The organism is Mesorhizobium sp. M2A.F.Ca.ET.043.05.1.1, from assembly GCF_003952445.1.
Classification (GTDB): Bacteria; Pseudomonadota; Alphaproteobacteria; order Rhizobiales; family Rhizobiaceae; genus Mesorhizobium.
The window spans coordinates 2,545,226-2,561,775 of the sequence record NZ_CP034446.1; the positions used below are offsets into that span (position 1 = coordinate 2,545,226).

The following is a 16,550-nucleotide window of genomic DNA, read 5'->3' on the forward strand; positions in this document are numbered from 1 at the left end:
GGAAAGCGGTTTTTTGCGACGCCAGTTGGGCCACGAGTCTCATCTCCCCCTAGGGGGAGATGCCGGTGGTTATAGGATTTTCACGAATTTCTTATAACGAACTTGCAATCGACTGGTGGCGCAGTTATAAGAAAATCGCAGGAATCTTATAACGCACAATAGCAGCACCCATGAAGACCATCGACCTCGCCTACCGCACCCTCTACGCCGAGTTGGTGCAGCGCAGCCTCGATGCTTCCTTCGAGACGGATTTCTCGACGGCGGGCAATTTCGTGCGCGTGCCGGTGAAGGGCCGCGACTACTGGTATTTCGAGGAAACCCGCCCCGAGAAAAAGAGGCGTTACGTCGGTCCGGCCGAGGATCCCGAGATCGCCAGTCGGGTTGCGGCCTTCAGGGAGATCAAGGGCGATCTCAGGAGCCGCCGCAAGCTGGTCTCCACGCTTGTCCGCGATGCCGGCCTGACCGCACCCGAGACCTTCACCGGCGATGTCGTCGAGGCGCTGGAGAAGGCGGGGCTCTTCCGGCTGCGCGCGGTGCTGGTGGGCACCGTCGCTTTCCAGACCTATGCCGGGCATCTCGGGGTGCGATTGCCGGGTGCAGCGCTGCAGACAGGCGATGCCGATTTCGCACAGTTCCATTCCGTTTCGGCCGAAGTGGAAGACAGCATGCCGCCGGTCATCGACGTGCTGAAGACCGTCGACCCGACGTTTCGCGAAATCCCGCACCGGACCAATGCCGGCCGGACCACGCAGTACCAGAACGCCTCGCGCTACCGGATCGAGTTCCTCACCCCCAACCGCGGCAGCGACGAGCATGCCGATCGCGCCAGCCCGATGCCTTCGCTCGGCGGCGCCTCGGCGCAGCCGCTGCGCTTCCTCGATTTCCTGATCCGCGATCCGGTGAGGACGGTGCTGCTGCACCGCTCCGGCGTGCCGGTGCTTGTCCCCTCGCCCGAACGCTTCGCCGTCCACAAGCTGATCGTGGCGACGCGCCGCGAGCGAGGCGCGGCGGCGAAGCGGGAGAAGGACCTCCATCAAGTGGGCCTGCTGGTCGAGGCGCTGGATACGACGCGCCGACAGGATGACCTTGCACTGGCTTTCGCGGAAGCGTGGGAGCGCGGCGATGCCTGGCGGGACGCATTGCGGAAGGGTTTGAGCCTGCTGAAGCCGGACAGGCATGAGATGGTCCAGTCGATCTTGGGGCGAGCGCTTGGCGAAGTCGGCGTGCAGCTCGAAGGCTTTCCGACGCGGATCGCCTGATCTACCTCAAGACGGCACATCGTTCAAATTGTACGAACCTCGCTTGACCGGATTTAGTACATAAAGTACGATATCTCCTTTGAGGGAATCTGCTTGAACACCGCGAACCATGCCGCTTTTGCCGACCTCTCCCGCCCTTTGCTGTCGCCACTGCCGCTCGCCGAGCGCGAGCGCCTCGCCGGCGCCTGGCGCATGGCCAGCCAGGACATCGCCGACGACATCCGCTTCATTCGGCAATATCTGAAGGTGATCGCCGAGAAGGACGAGCGGCTGTCGACCGGCGCGCTTGTGCACGGCCGCGCCTATGTGGAGGCCTGCGCCGCCTGGCTGCCGGAGACGATGGCGCGGTATCTGCGAAACCTCAGGCTGATCAGCGAGTGCGAAAGCGCGATGATCGCGGCGGGGGTAAGGTTCGCCCGGTCGAGCGATGCCTGGTGAGGGCTTCCCTCCTCCGTGCGGGGACCGAAGAAGCCCGCGCCGCGGACCCTTCAACCGGCCGGCTGCAACCCTCGGCTCGCCGCCCCGGTAAATGCATCGTTTCACACAATCGCCAATTGGTGGACGCGGGTGAGTGGCCGGGCGTTAATTCCTGCCGGGCGAAGGAGGGAATAGACGCATACCAGGGAGGAACACGTTTGATGCAACCGCAAATCGACATCGGCGCACTGCCCGAGGACCAGCCCTACGAAGTCACTTCATTTGCCAGAAAGCACGGACTGACGGTTCCGGTCGCGGATGCGGTGCTTTTCGCCAAGGGCCCGTCGCCGTCGCGGGCCGCCTGCGATACCGCGGCGCTTGCCCTTCTCTGCGCGGTCGCGCAATACGCCGGAAAGCAAGGGAGGCGCTAGCGATCGGCGGCGCCTTCCCTCTGCTTGATCTTCCTACCAGTTGAGCCAGCGCGTCTTCAACGGAAGTTTGGGCATCTCCATGGCGAACCGCCGGGCGCGGACTACCCACGTCCGGTCGCTGTCGGAGATCGTTGTCGGGATGAGCCGGCGGCGGCGCGGCCGCCGGAGATTCAGGCCTTGGCTTTCGGTTTGGCCGCCTTTGCCTTGGCGGGTGCCTTGGCGGGCTTTTCCGCCTTGGCGGCTTTCGGCTTCTCGACCTTGGCGGCAGCCGCCTTCTTCGGAGCCTTCTTCGGCTTGCCTGCGGCGTCGATCTCGGCGGTCGCCTGGTTCCAGTGCTCTTCGTGAGCACCTTCGGGCCGGCCGGCCTGCTCCCAAATCTCGTGCGCGCGCTGGCGAATGCGTTCGTGCCTGTCGTCCGTCACTGTCGCCTCCTAAGGTTGGGACGGTTCCCCGGCGCGAACACTAGCGGAATTTTGACGCGGCGTCTTCGGTATCACGCATATAAGCGACCGACTTAGGCGGCAAATTCGCTCAGTGGCCGTCGGTGACGACAGCGATGCCGAGATGGGCTGCCTTCTTTGTGATCAATCCGGCTAAATCCGCGTCAGAGCGGTCGGTCCCCGTACGCTTCCGCAGCAGGGAAATTGCCTCTTGCATCGAAAGCAGGCCAGTCCTGTGCTCGGCCAGCAGCTTGTCGACCTGCCGGGCGATATCAGGTGATTCGACGTGTGGATGATGCATGGCAACGACTCCTTCCGCGCTTCGTTGCCTCCCAAACCGCTGACTATTCTAGGCCATGTGCCTCGATGCGAGAAGAGCCCGATCCTTCACCGAAGCGTCGGGCAAGGATCGGGCTCTTCAGGGGTGTCAGATGTTACTGGATCACCTGAACAACGCGGCGCGTGCCGGGATCGATCAACACCGTGTGGTCATTGACCACGGCATAGCGATACTGCACGTCCGGCACCTGCTGCAGCTCGACGGTATCAGGCACGGTCGAGCCGACGCCGAGCTCGAGGCCGAGCACGTTGACCGAGGCGATCGGATGCTTGTGGACATATTCCTTGACCACGGTCTGCTGCTCGGGGGTGACGATCACCTCGTCCGCGGCCGCGACGCCGATGCCGGCCATCAGAGCCAGGCCGGCGACAGCTGGAATGAGGGTGGTTTTCATCGTTTCTCTCCTGTTGGATTCACGACGATCCTTCGGATCGCGTATTCACGACGACCTTCGGATCGCGTATCGGTTCACGACGATCCTCCGGATCGCGTATTGGCGAGCTCCGCCCTGCCTCCGCAGGACGCGGAAACATCGGCAGGTCGAATAGTTGAGCTCCCGGGGCAAACGCCCCCGGCGAGGTGTTGTTCCGTCAGCGACGACTAATTGATGTGGCGGAACCTTCGCATCGGCTCCGCATTGGAAGGCATTGAAACTCCCCAAGACTTTGAAATCCAAAGGGCGCCGCCGTCATGCAAGAAGGTTACATCAGAAGCGACATCCAACTTCGCTCCCCCGTGGCGATCGCCGTTGGCGCCGGCTTCAAGCGCGAGATCGCCTCGCTCACCGGGATGCAGAATTTTCTCAAGGAATGGCCGCTCGCTTCGCGGGGCGAAAGCCACGCAAGGGCGCTGCGCGCCTGCGAGGCGGCACGGGCCGGCGAGATCGATCTCGACAAGGCGCGCCAGGCGTTCCTGATCTTCGCGAGGAAGGCGGGGATCGAGTGGACCGGGGCAGATCCGGTCGCGGTGCTGCGCGAGGCCAAGATCAGGCGCAACCGGGCACGTGAGAGCCGGGCGCTGCAGCGGCCGGCGCACTGACAGAGAGCCGGTGCGCATTGGGGCCGCTGCGCGTAGGGCCTGCCTGTAGGCTTCAGGAACTGGCCGGCGAGATCTCCGGCAACGGAGCCGCCTGGGCGTCCGTTTGCCCCGTAGACCGCCGCCGGGGCTGACGACCGACTGGGATCGATGGGGCTTTCTCGGCTGGTGGCCGCTGTCAGGTCGGCGTCGGCTCGCCCAGCGCCTCGGTGACGAAAGACGCGGCGATCAGGTCGTCCGCTTCGATGCGTAGGGAGCCCTCGCCGCCTCCCATGATGGCCGCGACCTTCTGGAAGGTCTTCATCTCATGCTCGGTGATCCGGGCGTCCCGCATCCTGGCTTTGAGATCGGCGACGCGCATCCCGAGCGACCGGGATGTTGCGACTTCTCGTTTCGACATGTTGGTCAAACTCCTCCTTGACCCGCCCGTAACTGTTCGCCGCCGCCCGAATCTCCACCCTGCCAATGATTTGTGTTGTCTATGAGACAGCGTGGCCCAGAGCCGCTAACTCAACCGCGGCGGGAAGGTTCCGTTAGCACATGGTAACAAAATAATAATCGATCGATGGCCCGCCGCCGTGACTGGCGACGGGCCATCTCGTTCCCGCGTGCTGTCGATTAATCCAGCACCTTAACGATCTTGCGCGTGCCGGGGTCGACGATGACCGTCCGGTTATCGACGACAACGTAACGGTATTTGACGTTCGGCACCTCGTGCAGCTCGACCGTGTCGGGAACCGTGCTGCCGATGTTCAACTCGACGCCCGGAACCTTCACCGAAGCCAGCGGCTGCTTATGCACATATTCCTTGATGACGGTTTCCTGCTCCGGCGCGATGACGACATCCTGCGCGGCAGCGGCGCCAATGCCGGCAAGAAGCAGCAAGCCGGCGGCGGCGGAGGTGATGTGCATTTTCATTGTTCGTCTCTCCTATGTGGATTGGATCAAATCGCCTTGATGCTGCGCCTGCGATTTTCCACAGCGGGTCGGCAGTGTCGTAACGCCAATCGCCCAGCGTTGTTCCCTGTGAAATCCCGCCAGAAGAGGGGCTGGCGCGTGCGAAAATTACTGCCGCCGTGTGCGGCAAGACCCTCCCTTTTGCCCGTTGCCGCAATTTCGGAACAATGCGTTTCGAGCCGGGTTACCCATGCGAAGGGACCGACTTTCCGAGGAGAAATCCAATGAAACATCTGCTGATCACAAGCATGATCGCGCTCAGTGTGAGTTGTGGCGCCGCGATGGCGCAGACCGAATCCGCGCAGCCAAGCGGCGACAACAACAATTGCGCGGCCGGCACGGCCGATTGCCAGAAGGGCGGCAAGGCAGGCGGGCAGGCCCAGGGCGAGACGAAATCGAAGACCGAGATGAACGCCCAGGGCAAGGCCGGCGCCAACACCCAGGAGCAGGCGCAGGGCAAGGCCAAGATGAAGACCGATGAGCAGGCCCAGGGCAAGGCCGGCACCAAGACCGACCAGAACGCCGAGGACAACACCCAGCTCAAGAAGAAGCAGCAGGCTCAGGGCAAGGCCGGCACCACCGAGCAGAACGCCCAGGGTAATACCAAGATGCAGACTGAGCAGAACGCTCAGACCAACACCGGCACCAAGACTGACCAGAATGCCCAGGACAACACGCAGCTCAAGAAGAAGCAGCAGGCCCAGGGCAAGGCCGGCACCACCGAGCAGAACGCTCAGGGCGCCAACACCAAGATGCAGACCGAGCAGAACGCTCAGACCGGTACCGGCACCAAGACCGATCAGAATGCCCAGACCAATACGGGCACAAAGACCGAGATGAACGCCCAAGGCAACACCAACGTCCAGACCGACCAGAACAAGACGGCCTCGATCAACAATGTGACCGTCGAGCAAAGGACGCAGATTACGCAGGTCATTCATGAAACCCATGTCGAGCCGGTTCGCGATGTCAGCTTCGACATTTCAGTTGGCGTCGAGGTGCCGCGGCACAAGGTGCGCCTGCACCGCCTGCCGGCTCGCATCGTCAAGATCGTGCCAGCCTATGAATCCTATGAGTATTTCGTGTTGGCCGATGGACGCATCGTCATCGTCGACCCCGACACTTACAAGATCGTCGTGATCCTGAGCTGACAAGGACATCATGAAGACAAAAAAGGCCCGCCTCGTCGGGCCTTTTTTTGTCCGGCCGTCCCTGCCCTTACAGGTATCGCCGCGCCGTCGCCGACGCGTTCCATGAGGCGTTGCTTGAATGCCGGGGCGCATGGAACGATCCGGCGCAATTGGCGGTTGCTACAAGGAAGTCCTGCTCCCTTGGTCCCTGTCGGAGCGGACAATGGTGCGACAAGGCCGCCGGGCAGATTGTTCAAGCTTGCGGTCCACCCGGAAAAGGTGCAAGGGTCATGACGGGTAGAGACATGGGCGAGATCGTCGACGACTGGACATGGTCGCGGCGCTCGGTTGGGCAAATGTATTTTCCGCAGTTTCTTGTGGGAATGGCGGCGACGCTGCTGGTGATCCTCGGCTGGACATTCGCGTCCACTGGATCGGTCTGGACGGCATTGGGCTGGGCGGTCCTTGCCGCGGTAATTCTGCAGGCCGGCTACTTCGCCGCGGTGCTGTGGCTGGTGCATGGCGAGGCCCGCGTGACCGACGAGGCCAAATCGAGCGACGGCGCCGTCTCGCCCGCCAAATTGCCTGGCCCGTTCGAGCGGGACGGCATCATCCACGCTCTCATCTCGCTGCTGTTTCCGAAGCTTCTGCCCTAAAGCGCGTCGCGATCTTTCAGATTCGCTCCATGCGCTTTAGGTTTTTGATTTTGCGCATGTCTTTATCCCGAAACCGATTCCACTTTCGGGAGACATGCTTTAGCCGGCCGCAGCCTGCTCGCGAATGGCCGGCCAGTCGCTTTCCCGGAAGCGGCGGCAATCCGTTTCGCCCGACACACTGCACGCCTCTGCTCGAGCGCAGCGAGCCGGGCCGGCCCCGCGTTATGCTTCCGAGGCGCGATCAGTTTGGCATTGTCGCCAGCGCCCGTCCGCAACAGAGGTTACTCGGCGCGATGCAAAACGGCCGTCTTGCCGTGCTCTTCGGTTGGAGGCTCCAGCCCGTCCAGGCCGAAGCCCCCTGCTCGATCGCAAGCTAGCGTGCCGCGGCTGGTGAGGCGGAGCGCACCGTCTCCGACGACGAGAAGACGACGAAGCCAAAGACCAGCACCGCAGCGGCGACGATCAGCGAGCCTATCGCCACGACCGGTTCGATCTCCGGATGGCCTGCCGCCAACATCCAGTAGAGTGCCGGCAGCATGATCACGATGCCGGCCGTATAGAGGCCGTAATGGATCATGGCGATGCGGCGCTCGGCCTTGGCCGGGTTGAGCGCATAATAGCCACCGAAGATGGCGCTGGTGACCCAGCCAAGAAGGTTGATGTGGGCATGCGCCGGGAAGGCGCCGTGATCGCCCGAAATCGCCATCTGCAGCCCGGCGGCGATGCCCAGGATGAGAAAGACGATGGCCGTCTTGAAGAAGAGTTCCGATACGCGTGGCATTTCTGTTGTCCCTCCCAATGCCTCTGTGGACCCGACTCTATGAATTCTATATCCGGCCAGCCATATTAGCCATGGCGCACCTAAAGCATGTCTCCCGAAAGTGGGACCCTGTTGGGGATAAAGACTAGCGTAAAGCCCAAGAATAAAGCGCATGGAGCGAATCCGAAGGATCGCGACGCGCTTTAGGGCGGTGAAACCTTCGGACGAAAGCCGCGAGGCGGCTTCGCGAAAAAAATGGCTCGCCTCTTTCGAGGCGAGCCAAAAAGGGAGCCGGGCTTGAGGTCGGCCCCCATCCAGGTTGCCACCTGAATTTCAGACATGGCTAACGTAGCAGAGTGCGGGATTTATTCCACCGCGATCGCCGATCAGTCCCGCAAGCTTCGAATCCGCACAGCAGAGCAGGGCATTCGCCGATCGGGCGCCCGCGAACCAGTGCGCCGACCAGGACATCCCTTCCCCGCCGGCAGGCGTGCGAAAGCATGCGCTTCAGCGTCCCGAATCCGGCTCGAGTTCGCGCAGTTGCGGCGGGCATCTGCGCCCGTTCAGAACCGGCCCAGTGGTGCCTTGCAAGCGCGCGGCATTTGGGCAATGCTCGGATTCGGGGAGTGGTTTCCGTAATTTCGGAAGCACGATTACATGTTCACTGACTACTACGAAGTTCTGGAAATAAGCCCGAACGCCAATTCTGAGACAATCGAGCGGATTTTCCGCTATTTTGCTATGCGCTACCATCCCGATAATCGGGAAACAGGCAATGAATCGCGCTTCAGCGAGATCGTCGAGGCCCACAATACGCTGCGGGATCCAGTCAAGCGGGCCCAGTACGACATTCTCTACCGCGAGCATCTGGGCCTTCGCCACGAACTCACGGATGGCGCGCGCGACGGCGGCGGCATGGACAGGGATGCCGCCATCCAGGCCAATTTGCTGTCGCTTCTCTATGTGCGGCGCCGGCGCGACGTCAACAATCCGGGCATCGGCGACGACGAGCTCGAACGCCTGTCGGGCTGCCCGCGCGAGCACCTCGAATTCCACCTGTGGTACCTCAAGGCGAAGGGCTTCATCGGCAGGACCGAGAACGGGACGTTCGCCATCACGGTCGAGGGCATCGACCACGCCGGGAGCAAACAAGCCCGGGACCGCCCGGACGCCACCCGCCTGCTCGATCACGCCGATTAAAGCGCTTCACCGTGTCAGGGAAAAAACGAAACGCTGCATCTGTTCGATCAGACAAGGCTGAAGGTTACGGCGAAACCGCCGGGCAGAACTGATTTCGGCCGGCTCCGCCCGGCATCAAAAGCCCGCCGACTGGTGCCTGAACCAGTGGCGGGCTCGATGAAGGAGCAGCTACATCCCGGGGGAATCGACTGTCGTCTCCTGAACTCCCCATATCTGGGCTCGGTTCCGCTGGGGGAGCGGAGCCCGAACCATGCGCCATGGAGGGCAAGAACAGGGAGCGCAACGATGACATAGGCGCCGTGCGTCGCCGAAGACAAGACGACTGAGGTCTGACGCGCCGCCGAAATAGGCCCGGCCTGGCGCGCGCCGACGGCTTCACGCCGAGGCGGTGCCTATAAAAAAGCCGCCGGGCGAGGCCCGGCGGCGTTTCGTCCACCTTCTGGTCGTTTCGTTTGGACTTACGGCGTCGTCGTCGCTGCGGCGGCCTGGTCGATCTTGTCGGCAAGCACCCCCTTGGCCCAGTCCGTCACTTCCTGATCGACCGGCTTGTTGGCCATGTCTTGCAGGGCGGCGTCCAACGTCGCGTCGTCCGGGGCGGGTGTATTGGTAACCTCGGTTTGGGCATCAGCGACCGCCTGGGTGTCAGCGGTGATCGCCGCGTTCTGGGCATCGATCTGCGACTTCACATCGGTGATCTGCGCATCGAGAGCCGCCTGCTGTTCGGGCGAGAAGCCCGTCGTGTCAGTAGCGTTGAGATCGGCGAGCTGCTGGGTGAGATCGGCGAGCTTGTTCTGGTCGGCGGTGAGCTGCGTATTCGCCGCGTCGAGCTTAGCCTGCGCGTTCTGAGCTGCCGCTGCCGCTGTCACATAGGCCTGGATGCCCGCGAACTTCTTGCTCTTGGAGTTCATGTAGGCGTTGATGTTGCGCTGCAGGGAATTCAGCCGGCCGAGCTTGGCGTGAAGGTTCTTCTCCTTCGGCGTGGCGGCCGTCGTCGTGTCGTCCGTCGCGCTGTCGTCGGCGCTCTTGTTGTGGCCGTGAGCAGAAGCCGACTTGCCGTGCTCGGCGCCGCTGTTGCCGTTGCCACCGGCATTGCCGCCGCCGTTTCCATTCCCGCCATTGCCATTGCCGCCGTGGTTGCCGCCATTGCCGCCGCCATGGCCGTTGCCGGCGAGCGCCGGGGCCGCCGCCAGCGCCAGAATGGCAAGGGACGCCAGAAGTGTCTTACGCAATGTCATTGTGCTTCTCCGCAGATGAATCTTTCACATGGCCCAACCGCTAGGCAGCCTCATATGAGAATTTCCTAACGCCGTCGGATAAACTTTAGGCAATTTCGGTCGCCAAATGAGAGCATCGCCGCCATTTGCTCGCACTCTTCCAAAAAAATTTCGTTAACTCATTGAAATCACACGGAAATACAAAGGGCCGAGCGCTTTTGGGCCGTTTGGAAAAATGAGGGCCCTTGTCTCGCCGGACCATGGTCCCAAGGGGTCATTTGGGTACGCGAAAGTCCCGCGGATCGAGCGCGTTCGGGCACTCGGAACACTCCTGCCCCGCCGGGATTAAATGACTGAAGGGACGTTAGCTGAAAGGACCAATCGCCATGAAACGCATTCTTCTTGCCGCCGCCCTGCTTGCTCTGTCCGGCGGTCTGGCGACAGCGCAGTCGGGTACCTCGTCGGGTTCTTCATCCACGACCACGATGCCCAGCAGCCAGGACACGGATCAAACCAAAACGAACTCGACCAATCCAAACTCGGCGAAGGATTGCGCCCCCGGACAACAGACGACCGGAACAGCGAAGCAGGCAGCCCCTGGACAGCAGGACACCAGCGCCAAATCGAACGCTCCCGGGCAGATGAAGACGACAGCGGAAGGCTGCTAGTTCACCGTTTCACGGAAAGGGTGAAACGCCCTGGCTCTTTGTCTTGACGCAATTGCGGACGGAAAGCCGTTTCACGCGGCTTCCACGTCGCCGGCGGTGTCCGGCGCCTCGGTCGCGGTATCCGATTCCTCACCCGCGCCGGTTGGAGAGAGCACCGTCAGATCCATGCGGGCGATGCGGGACGCGGCTTTTCCTTGCGCGTTCGGCTCGCCCGCATCTGTCTCGGCGACCGAGACCTTTGCAAGGTGGCCGACGCTTTCCGCGCTCTTGCCCGGGAAGGTTTCCGACGATTTCTGAGGTTTGCTCGAATGATACACGACGCCAGTGGGATGCTGGCTTCCGACGGGAGAGGTCATGGCTGCGCTCCTGATAGGACGACGGCAAATCCCTAGCATTCCTGGCTGGCGTCAAGCTTGCGACTTTAGCGATTGCTAAGATGATGCCCCGACCGGCCGGAGCCGATGGGCGGCATGTAGGCCGCCGGCACCCGACGAGACGGGTTTCATGCCCGGTTTGCCCCTGCCCTTCTAGAGCTGTTCACCGTTTCACGGAAACGGCGAACCGCTCTATCTCCTTGTTTTTACGCAATTCCGGACGGAAGGCTACGGCGAAGACGCCGAGCCTGACCGCTCGCACTTTTCCTGGAATTGCTCTAGCCGCCGACCAGCGGCACGGTCACGGACGTCGTGTAGTTGATCGGATAATCGCTGAAATAGGGGAAGTTGATGACGAAGGCGTAGCTGGCATTGACATGGGCCATGCGGAAGCCGCCGCTTGCCGGATCGGTGTTGATCGTAACGTTCACATTCTGCAGCCCGAGCGCCTTCAGCTTCTGCTTCGCGAAAAGGCACAAATCGACCGATTCAGTTCCGACTGTTACTGAGGGCAAGCTCCTTGCACGCTGTTCGCTAGCGGCACGTTCACCATGGTCGCGTAGTTGACCGGGTAATCGCTGAAATAGGGGAAGTTGATGACGAACGCGTAGCTGGCGTTGACATGCGCCATGCAGAAGCCGCCGCTCGCCGGATCGGTGGTGATCGTGACGTTGACGTTCTGCAAGCCGAGCGCCTGCAGCTTCTGGGTCGCGATCGCCTGTATGTCGGCCTGGGTCAGCGTGTTGTTGAGCTGCAGCGAGCGAGCGGAGGCCTCCAGCGCATAGCGCACGCTGGAGCCGGCGTTCATTGACCAGCCGAAGGCGAAGATGCCGAAGAGCAACATGATCAGGATAGGCACAATGAGCGCAAACTCAATCGCGGCGCCGCCTGAGGCATTGCCGGCAAACGCTTTTCCCCTTTTGCTAGCGGACACGGACCACCTGCTGATGGCCGAGCGCGGTGTTGTTTGGGAAGGGGCCGAAGGTGAAGGGCGGAACCCAGGTGCCCGACGCCTGGATCTGGACATAGATCGTGCGTAGGTCCGACCCTGTGCACGGGGTCGCCGCGTCAACCACGGTCGTTCCGCATTTGTAGGTGCGGCTGACCGTCACTGCCGCGTCGGCTGGCTTGTTGTACCAGCTTGCGAGCGCTGCTGACTGGGTGGCGCTGTCGTCGGATGAGCCGGCCAACAGGAGGTTCGCCGCCGTCTTCACGCTCGCCCGCATGTTCAGCGACGAGGTGACATAGGACCAGCCGTCGGCGATGCCGAAGAGTGCCGTGCACAGCACCGGCAGTACGAGTGCGAATTCCACCGCGGCGGTGCCAGAGCGATTCTTGCGGAAGCGGATTGCCAACGACTCCATGTCCGCTACTCGACGACCGCGACCGACGGTGCCGCCGGGATGCCGTCCCCCATCCCGAGATCCTTGCAGTTCTGGTTGATGGTCGAATTGCCCGACCACTGGATGGTGTCGGCAACTACCTGGGTGCAGCCTTTCTGGCCCGAGAAATTGCCGAGATAGTTGACCTGCTGCCTGGGGAAATAGATGGCGCCGGTCAAGTGTGAATCCGCGGTGCCGTTGAAGGTGCTCTGCGCTGCCGTCCCCGTCCTGTCGCCGTAGAACAGCACACCGGAATAGGTGCCCGAGGTCGGCGCGCTCAGGTTCACGCTGGCATTGCCGTTGATGCTGATGGTGTTGCTGCCGGCCATGTAGATGGTCACGCCGTCGGTCACACCGTCGTTGCAGGGTGTGGCGCAGGTGATGACCGCGCCCGCGTTGATCTTCAAATTGCCCTGGACGACATAGACGCCGGGAGAAAGCGCGACATTGCCGCTGAGGTCCATGCCGCTGCAATAGGTGCCAGACTTAAGCGTCTGCGTCGTTTTGCCGTTGTTAACCTTCTGGCAGGAGCCGCTGGCCGTCGGTGCCGGCAGGTTGGAGAATGGATCGGCCGCCGGAAGGGCCTGGGTTATCGGGGCCTTGCAGACCGTGGTCACCGGGTTGTTGAGTGAAACGCCGCCCACAGAGATCAGGCAATCCGTCTGGAGCCCCGCCGATCCCTGCACCTTGATGGCATCATTGGCCGTCGAGTCCGACATGACCGAGCAGCCGTTGAACTTGACGCTGGAACTGCCGGAAAAAAGCGCCGCCTGCGAGGCCGACTGATTGAGCGCCAGCACGCAGGCCTTCGAAGCGTCGGTGATCAGCGCCACCGCCCTCGCTTGTTCGGGCACCTTCGTCTGGGTGAAGATGGAGGTGAACATCCGGTCGAGGTTCTGGTTGAGGATCACCTCCACCGCCTTCTTGGCCGTGTTCGGTCCCGAGGTGGGCGGCGTGTTGACGGTGATGGTGCCGTTGCCGAGGCCATTGTCGGTGGCCGACTGCGTGGCGGCCGCCGTGATCGTGGCGGTGTTGGATCCCTGGATCTTTTCCAGCGCGCCCGCATAGGCGGCCGCGTCCGCGATCGCCTGCAGCTTCAAGCTCGAATAGTACCAATAGGACGTCTCGACACCCAACCCCGCGCCGCCGACGACGATCGGCAGGGTGAACGCGAAGATGGTCGCGACATTGCCGCCCTTGCCTTCGCAAAAGCGTCGAATGAAGCGCCGGAAAAAAAGAGGTCTGAAGAACCGACCCGAAGAGGCCATGGCCGAGCGCGCCCAAGATATCCCAACCACCACGTCAATCATTGCCGTATGAACGAATGCCTAATTATTTCGGTCGAGTTGCGCCGGTAGGACCGCAGCGGGACGCCGCCTCCAACTTACGCCGCGCGTACTCAGACTTAAGGCCCATCAGCCTTAGGACTTAAGACGGAACTATCGGTAAAACCTAATATTTTAGCACTTTCTGCATTTTATCTTTTTTGGAAATCGCACGTAGAGACGGCACGCATAACACTCTGTGAAATACGACAGGGGCGGGCGCCATGCTTGGACGGTTTTGGGTTTCGAAGCGCGGCAACTTCGCGGTCGCGACCGCGGTTGCCATGGTGCCGCTGATGCTTGGTCTGGCCGCTTCCATCGACCTGATCGGCACCAGCGACGACGCCGCCCAGCTGCAGAATTCCCTCGACGCCGCCGGCCTCGCGATGGGCACGAAATACCAGCCGGGCATGTCGGCGGCCGACCTGCAGCAACTGGGCCAGACCTTCTTCGCGGCCAATATGAGCGCCGCCGACGCGCAGGAGCTGTCGGGCAGCCTCGCCGCCTTCCAGGCCGCCGCCAGCGGCGATCCGGGCGCCTATTTCATTTCGGCGTCGTCGAGCATCAGCCGGCCGGCCTTCCTCGGCGCCATGCCGGCCTGGCAGGCGACGCGGACCGCCTCGGTCAAGATCAAGCCCGGGGCGCAGGCCTGCGTGCTGGCGCTCAATCAGCATGCCGACAACGCGGTCAACCTGCAGGGCTCGACCAATGTGGCGATGGCAGGCTGCGTGATCGCGGCCAATTCGGACGCCCCCGACTCCGTCAACCGCGGCGGCTCGGCGGTCGTCAGCGCCGGCTGCGTTTCGACGGTCGGCGCCACGCAAGGGTTGACGCCGCCCAGCGCCACGCTTTCCTGCGGCACGCCGCATGAGAACCAGTACGCCTCGTTCGATCCGCTGGCCGACGTCGTTCCGCCAGCCTATACGCTCTGCCTGCCGGTGCCCAACGGCAAGACAATAACGCTCTCGCCGGGCACCTATTGCGACAAGACCCTGTCGGGAAAGATCACCCTCAATCCGGGCACCTACATCATGCGCAACGTCGTCATAAAGCCGGGCGGGAACGGCAGCCTGAGCGGCCAGGGAGTGACGATCTTTCTGATGGAGAACTCGCAGCTCTACATCAATGCCAACGAGCAGGTGAACCTCTCGCCGCCCACCAGCGGCCCCTATGCCGGCATCACCGTCTACCAGGCGCACGGCAACACACAGGCGCTGACGCTGAACGGCGGATCCGGCTCGCTGGTGAGCGGTTTCATCTACGCGCCGGACGCCGCCATCACCTATGCCGGAAATTCGGACATGAGCGGCCAGGGCAGCTGCCTGCGGCTGGTGGGCGACACCGTGGCGATGACGGGAAACTCCGCCGTGAAGTCGGACTGCGCGGCCGAACTGGGAAACCGGGAGATGTATGCGGGCCGGATGATCACTTTGGCGAAGTGAGGCGGAAAGCGGCAGCGGCCCGCAAGGGCCGCGACGACCGGTGTTCCTGCCGGGAACCGTCGGCCCGGCCGCCGCGCAGAATTACGCGATGATGTCGGCGCCCGGCTGCTCGTCGAAAAGCACCGCGCAGCCGCGCTCCAGCGCAACCTGCGTCAAGGCGGTGGTCGCATCCTCGTCCGACGAGACGAAATCACCGGTCAGCACGCGCAGTTCCTCGACGGCCCTCGACATCGGCACGACGCGCCCGGCCGAACGGTCGCTCACGCATGCGTCGATGACGCACAGAAGATCGATGAGTTCGAAATGATCCATGGCGGCCTCCGCTGCGGCCATCCCTTCGCCCTGTCAACGGCGTGTGGCGCAGACTGGTTCCCAGGCCGGCTTCATCCCGGCGGCCTTGCCGGCGCGAGCTTGAGGTCGAAGCGGGCCGGCAGGCATGGCTCGACACAGGCCTTGCGCACCGATCCGGTTGTCATGGTGTCGATTGGAAGAAGGACTATCATCCGAGCGTGGCGTTGCGGCCAGAGCGGCCTGCCAAAGAGAAGGAAGACGCCGCCGATCATCAGCGCCAGGAGCAGTGCCGCAATCAGGTTCGCGATCGTGTTGCCGGGTTGCACGGCCAGCAACTCCAGGAGCGATTCAGGAGAAAGGAGTGCCCATCACATCGCAGGAATGATGGGCACTCCGTGGTCGACCGCCGATGAAGGGACTTGTCCGGCGGCTTGCTAACCAAATGAATTGATGGCGCTGTTGTTTCTTGAAAATCGGCACCTCGGGCCTCTGCGTTCGGCGGCTGAGACTTCAGTCCGAACAAGGCCTCGGACCGTCGCCCAAAGGCCGGAACAATCGCTTTCGGCTGCCGTTGCCCGGCCATCAAAATCGGCGGAGGGAGAGAAGACACGGCCTGCTGACGGGTCCACCTTTTTGACTGGCCGTTCCAACTGCTCCTTCCAAATTCAAGGTAGAATCAGGCCTCGAGGTCCATCGGCTGATGGCCGGGCTGCTGGTGCCAAAGCACCTGGCGATAATCCGTCAGTTCGACGACCTGCGTGCAGACCGGACAGATGTAGCTGTCGCAGCATTGGCGAAGCGCCGGCGACCCGCGGCGAGCAGCAATGACCGGCGGACGCGAATAGGCTTTGACGGCTTGATCAAGCATGGTTTCCTCCTGGTGGTTGTCGATTATCCCCGCCCAAACGCTTCTTCCCTCGCCGAGGATGTCGCGCCGCCGCGGCGCTCGGCCAGCGCTGGAACAGGTTCGGCATGATGCTGATGGGGGAATGCACGAGGCCGCGATGATATCGCCTTGATTGTTGCCGAGGTCGCATCGAATTCTCCCTGTCGGGCGAAAACGGATGGGTCCCTCAACCACCGCCGTGCCAGCGCGAGAACAGGAAAGCAGCGGCGACAAGGTTCCGCATTAACTTCCGATAAGGCGCCAAAAAAATCTTTCAAATTCTTCGAGCGCCGGGAGCGCTCAATATATTAGCAGACCCTCATAATAAGGTGTATGAATCCGG

At 62.4% G+C, this 16,550-nt stretch carries 24 protein-coding genes; 9 read left to right on the forward strand and 15 right to left on the reverse strand.

Features of this window, described 5'->3' with window-relative positions; translation table 11 throughout:
* Window positions 1-170 precede the first annotated feature (170 nt).
* From EJ069_RS12480 to EJ069_RS12490, 3 genes are all read left to right on the forward strand, one after another.
* Window positions 171-1,259, forward strand: a complete 1,089-nt coding sequence (locus EJ069_RS12480; RefSeq protein ID WP_126061533.1) for a GSU2403 family nucleotidyltransferase fold protein — start codon at window positions 171-173, stop codon at window positions 1,257-1,259.
* A 93-nt stretch (window positions 1,260-1,352) separates the two neighbouring features.
* Window positions 1,353-1,697 carry a hypothetical protein gene (locus tag EJ069_RS12485; protein ID WP_126061534.1) on the forward strand — a complete coding sequence of 115 codons (345 nt, stop codon included), beginning with the start codon at window positions 1,353-1,355 and terminating at the stop codon, window positions 1,695-1,697.
* 200 nt (window positions 1,698-1,897) lie between these two features.
* Window positions 1,898-2,107 (forward strand): hypothetical protein, encoded by a 210-nt coding sequence (locus EJ069_RS12490; RefSeq protein WP_126061535.1) that lies wholly within the window; start codon window positions 1,898-1,900, stop codon window positions 2,105-2,107.
* 170 nt (window positions 2,108-2,277) lie between these two features.
* On the opposite strand, the gene EJ069_RS12495 is transcribed toward EJ069_RS12490, so the two are convergent.
* From EJ069_RS12495 to EJ069_RS12505, 3 genes are all read right to left on the reverse strand, one after another.
* The gene (locus EJ069_RS12495) at window positions 2,278-2,529 is read right to left on the reverse strand and encodes a DUF2934 domain-containing protein (RefSeq protein ID WP_126061536.1); all 252 of its coding nucleotides are present in this window, start codon (window positions 2,527-2,529) and stop codon (window positions 2,278-2,280) included.
* 109 nt (window positions 2,530-2,638) lie between these two features.
* Window positions 2,639-2,848 carry a hypothetical protein gene (locus EJ069_RS12500; RefSeq protein ID WP_126061537.1) on the reverse strand — a complete coding sequence of 70 codons (210 nt, stop codon included), beginning with the start codon at window positions 2,846-2,848 and terminating at the stop codon, window positions 2,639-2,641.
* Window positions 2,849-2,981: 133 nt separating this feature from the next.
* A complete protein-coding gene (locus tag EJ069_RS12505) occupies window positions 2,982-3,281 on the reverse strand; it encodes a DUF1236 domain-containing protein (RefSeq protein ID WP_126061538.1) in 300 nt (99 codons plus the stop codon).
* A 296-nt stretch (window positions 3,282-3,577) separates the two neighbouring features.
* Here EJ069_RS12505 and EJ069_RS12510 point away from each other — a divergent pair, with 296 nt between their 5' ends.
* Window positions 3,578-3,925 carry a DUF982 domain-containing protein gene (locus EJ069_RS12510; protein WP_126061539.1) on the forward strand — a complete coding sequence of 116 codons (348 nt, stop codon included), beginning with the start codon at window positions 3,578-3,580 and terminating at the stop codon, window positions 3,923-3,925.
* Between the two features lie 175 nt (window positions 3,926-4,100).
* On the opposite strand, the gene EJ069_RS12515 is transcribed toward EJ069_RS12510, so the two are convergent.
* The gene (locus tag EJ069_RS12515) at window positions 4,101-4,322 is read right to left on the reverse strand and encodes a hypothetical protein (RefSeq protein WP_126061540.1); all 222 of its coding nucleotides are present in this window, start codon (window positions 4,320-4,322) and stop codon (window positions 4,101-4,103) included.
* A gap of 218 nt (window positions 4,323-4,540) precedes the next feature.
* Complete coding sequence (locus tag EJ069_RS12520) at window positions 4,541-4,840, reverse strand: DUF1236 domain-containing protein (protein WP_126061541.1); 300 nt, start codon at window positions 4,838-4,840, stop codon at window positions 4,541-4,543.
* A 263-nt stretch (window positions 4,841-5,103) separates the two neighbouring features.
* On the opposite strand from EJ069_RS12520, the gene EJ069_RS12525 reads away from it, so the two are divergent.
* Window positions 5,104-6,030, forward strand: a complete 927-nt coding sequence (locus EJ069_RS12525) for a DUF1236 domain-containing protein (protein WP_126061542.1) — start codon at window positions 5,104-5,106, stop codon at window positions 6,028-6,030.
* A 269-nt stretch (window positions 6,031-6,299) separates the two neighbouring features.
* Window positions 6,300-6,665, forward strand: coding sequence for an exopolysaccharide production repressor protein (locus tag EJ069_RS12530; RefSeq protein WP_245456526.1), 366 nt, complete (start codon window positions 6,300-6,302; stop codon window positions 6,663-6,665).
* Window positions 6,666-7,038: 373 nt separating this feature from the next.
* Here EJ069_RS12530 and EJ069_RS12535 read toward each other — a convergent pair whose 3' ends face one another.
* Complete coding sequence (locus EJ069_RS12535; protein WP_126061543.1) at window positions 7,039-7,446, reverse strand: hypothetical protein; 408 nt, start codon at window positions 7,444-7,446, stop codon at window positions 7,039-7,041.
* Window positions 7,447-8,082: 636 nt separating this feature from the next.
* Here EJ069_RS12535 and EJ069_RS12540 point away from each other — a divergent pair.
* Window positions 8,083-8,625 carry a J domain-containing protein gene (locus EJ069_RS12540; RefSeq protein ID WP_126061544.1) on the forward strand — a complete coding sequence of 181 codons (543 nt, stop codon included), beginning with the start codon at window positions 8,083-8,085 and terminating at the stop codon, window positions 8,623-8,625.
* A 458-nt stretch (window positions 8,626-9,083) separates the two neighbouring features.
* Here the strand turns inward: EJ069_RS12540 and EJ069_RS12545 are convergent, their stop codons facing one another.
* Window positions 9,084-9,860, reverse strand: a complete 777-nt coding sequence (locus EJ069_RS12545; protein ID WP_126061545.1) for a hypothetical protein — start codon at window positions 9,858-9,860, stop codon at window positions 9,084-9,086.
* A gap of 365 nt (window positions 9,861-10,225) precedes the next feature.
* On the opposite strand from EJ069_RS12545, the gene EJ069_RS12550 reads away from it, so the two are divergent.
* Entirely contained in the window at window positions 10,226-10,507 is a 282-nt protein-coding gene (locus EJ069_RS12550; RefSeq protein ID WP_126061546.1) for a hypothetical protein, read from the forward strand.
* 71 nt (window positions 10,508-10,578) lie between these two features.
* Here the strand turns inward: EJ069_RS12550 and EJ069_RS12555 are convergent, their stop codons facing one another.
* From EJ069_RS12555 to EJ069_RS12575, 5 genes are all read right to left on the reverse strand, one after another.
* Window positions 10,579-10,863, reverse strand: coding sequence for a hypothetical protein (locus EJ069_RS12555; protein ID WP_126061547.1), 285 nt, complete (start codon window positions 10,861-10,863; stop codon window positions 10,579-10,581).
* A 296-nt stretch (window positions 10,864-11,159) separates the two neighbouring features.
* Window positions 11,160-11,360: a hypothetical protein gene (locus EJ069_RS12560; protein ID WP_126061548.1), complete on the reverse strand. Its 201-nt coding sequence runs from the start codon at window positions 11,358-11,360 to the stop codon at window positions 11,160-11,162.
* Window positions 11,361-11,383: 23 nt separating this feature from the next.
* On the reverse strand, window positions 11,384-11,815 hold the full coding sequence (locus EJ069_RS12565) for a TadE/TadG family type IV pilus assembly protein (RefSeq protein WP_245456527.1): 432 nt from the start codon (window positions 11,813-11,815) through the stop codon (window positions 11,384-11,386).
* Window positions 11,805-12,245, reverse strand: coding sequence for a TadE/TadG family type IV pilus assembly protein (locus tag EJ069_RS12570; protein ID WP_126061550.1), 441 nt, complete (start codon window positions 12,243-12,245; stop codon window positions 11,805-11,807). Before EJ069_RS12570 ends, EJ069_RS12565 begins: the two co-directional genes overlap by 11 nt.
* Before the next feature lie 5 nt (window positions 12,246-12,250).
* Window positions 12,251-13,531, reverse strand: coding sequence for a pilus assembly protein TadG-related protein (locus EJ069_RS12575; RefSeq protein ID WP_126061551.1), 1,281 nt, complete (start codon window positions 13,529-13,531; stop codon window positions 12,251-12,253).
* Between the two features lie 281 nt (window positions 13,532-13,812).
* Between EJ069_RS12575 and EJ069_RS12580 the strand changes: the two genes are divergently transcribed.
* Complete coding sequence (locus EJ069_RS12580) at window positions 13,813-15,030, forward strand: pilus assembly protein TadG-related protein (RefSeq protein WP_126061552.1); 1,218 nt, start codon at window positions 13,813-13,815, stop codon at window positions 15,028-15,030.
* 81 nt (window positions 15,031-15,111) lie between these two features.
* Here the strand turns inward: EJ069_RS12580 and EJ069_RS12585 are convergent, their stop codons facing one another.
* The 3 genes from EJ069_RS12585 to EJ069_RS12595 form a co-directional block, all read right to left on the reverse strand.
* Window positions 15,112-15,342 carry a hypothetical protein gene (locus EJ069_RS12585; protein WP_126061553.1) on the reverse strand — a complete coding sequence of 77 codons (231 nt, stop codon included), beginning with the start codon at window positions 15,340-15,342 and terminating at the stop codon, window positions 15,112-15,114.
* Between the two features lie 71 nt (window positions 15,343-15,413).
* Window positions 15,414-15,647, reverse strand: a complete 234-nt coding sequence (locus EJ069_RS12590) for a polymerase (RefSeq protein ID WP_126061554.1) — start codon at window positions 15,645-15,647, stop codon at window positions 15,414-15,416.
* Between the two features lie 350 nt (window positions 15,648-15,997).
* Entirely contained in the window at window positions 15,998-16,189 is a 192-nt protein-coding gene (locus EJ069_RS12595) for a hypothetical protein (protein WP_112125352.1), read from the reverse strand.
* Window positions 16,190-16,550 lie beyond the last annotated feature (361 nt).

What these genes read in the sequence shown, in the direction of transcription:
- EJ069_RS12480 (WP_126061533.1), top strand. Translation starts at nt 171, where the DNA reads ATGAAGACCATCGACCTCGCCTACCGCACCCTCTACGCCGAGTTGGTG.
- EJ069_RS12490 (WP_126061535.1), top strand. Translation starts at nt 1,898, where the DNA reads ATGCAACCGCAAATCGACATCGGCGCACTGCCCGAGGACCAGCCCTAC.
- EJ069_RS12500 (WP_126061537.1), bottom strand. Translation starts at nt 2,848, where the DNA reads ATGCATCATCCACACGTCGAATCACCTGATATCGCCCGGCAGGTCGAC.
- EJ069_RS12505 (WP_126061538.1), bottom strand. Translation starts at nt 3,281, where the DNA reads ATGAAAACCACCCTCATTCCAGCTGTCGCCGGCCTGGCTCTGATGGCC.
- EJ069_RS12510 (WP_126061539.1), top strand. Translation starts at nt 3,578, where the DNA reads ATGCAAGAAGGTTACATCAGAAGCGACATCCAACTTCGCTCCCCCGTG.
- EJ069_RS12515 (WP_126061540.1), bottom strand. Translation starts at nt 4,322, where the DNA reads ATGTCGAAACGAGAAGTCGCAACATCCCGGTCGCTCGGGATGCGCGTC.
- EJ069_RS12520 (WP_126061541.1), bottom strand. Translation starts at nt 4,840, where the DNA reads ATGAAAATGCACATCACCTCCGCCGCCGCCGGCTTGCTGCTTCTTGCC.
- EJ069_RS12525 (WP_126061542.1), top strand. Translation starts at nt 5,104, where the DNA reads ATGAAACATCTGCTGATCACAAGCATGATCGCGCTCAGTGTGAGTTGT.
- EJ069_RS12530 (WP_245456526.1), top strand. Translation starts at nt 6,300, where the DNA reads ATGACGGGTAGAGACATGGGCGAGATCGTCGACGACTGGACATGGTCG.
- EJ069_RS12535 (WP_126061543.1), bottom strand. Translation starts at nt 7,446, where the DNA reads ATGCCACGCGTATCGGAACTCTTCTTCAAGACGGCCATCGTCTTTCTC.
- EJ069_RS12540 (WP_126061544.1), top strand. Translation starts at nt 8,083, where the DNA reads ATGTTCACTGACTACTACGAAGTTCTGGAAATAAGCCCGAACGCCAAT.
- EJ069_RS12545 (WP_126061545.1), bottom strand. Translation starts at nt 9,860, where the DNA reads ATGACATTGCGTAAGACACTTCTGGCGTCCCTTGCCATTCTGGCGCTG.
- EJ069_RS12550 (WP_126061546.1), top strand. Translation starts at nt 10,226, where the DNA reads ATGAAACGCATTCTTCTTGCCGCCGCCCTGCTTGCTCTGTCCGGCGGT.
- EJ069_RS12555 (WP_126061547.1), bottom strand. Translation starts at nt 10,863, where the DNA reads ATGACCTCTCCCGTCGGAAGCCAGCATCCCACTGGCGTCGTGTATCAT.
- EJ069_RS12570 (WP_126061550.1), bottom strand. Translation starts at nt 12,245, where the DNA reads ATGGAGTCGTTGGCAATCCGCTTCCGCAAGAATCGCTCTGGCACCGCC.
- EJ069_RS12575 (WP_126061551.1), bottom strand. Translation starts at nt 13,531, where the DNA reads ATGGCCTCTTCGGGTCGGTTCTTCAGACCTCTTTTTTTCCGGCGCTTC.
- EJ069_RS12580 (WP_126061552.1), top strand. Translation starts at nt 13,813, where the DNA reads ATGCTTGGACGGTTTTGGGTTTCGAAGCGCGGCAACTTCGCGGTCGCG.
- EJ069_RS12585 (WP_126061553.1), bottom strand. Translation starts at nt 15,342, where the DNA reads ATGGATCATTTCGAACTCATCGATCTTCTGTGCGTCATCGACGCATGC.
- EJ069_RS12595 (WP_112125352.1), bottom strand. Translation starts at nt 16,189, where the DNA reads ATGCTTGATCAAGCCGTCAAAGCCTATTCGCGTCCGCCGGTCATTGCT.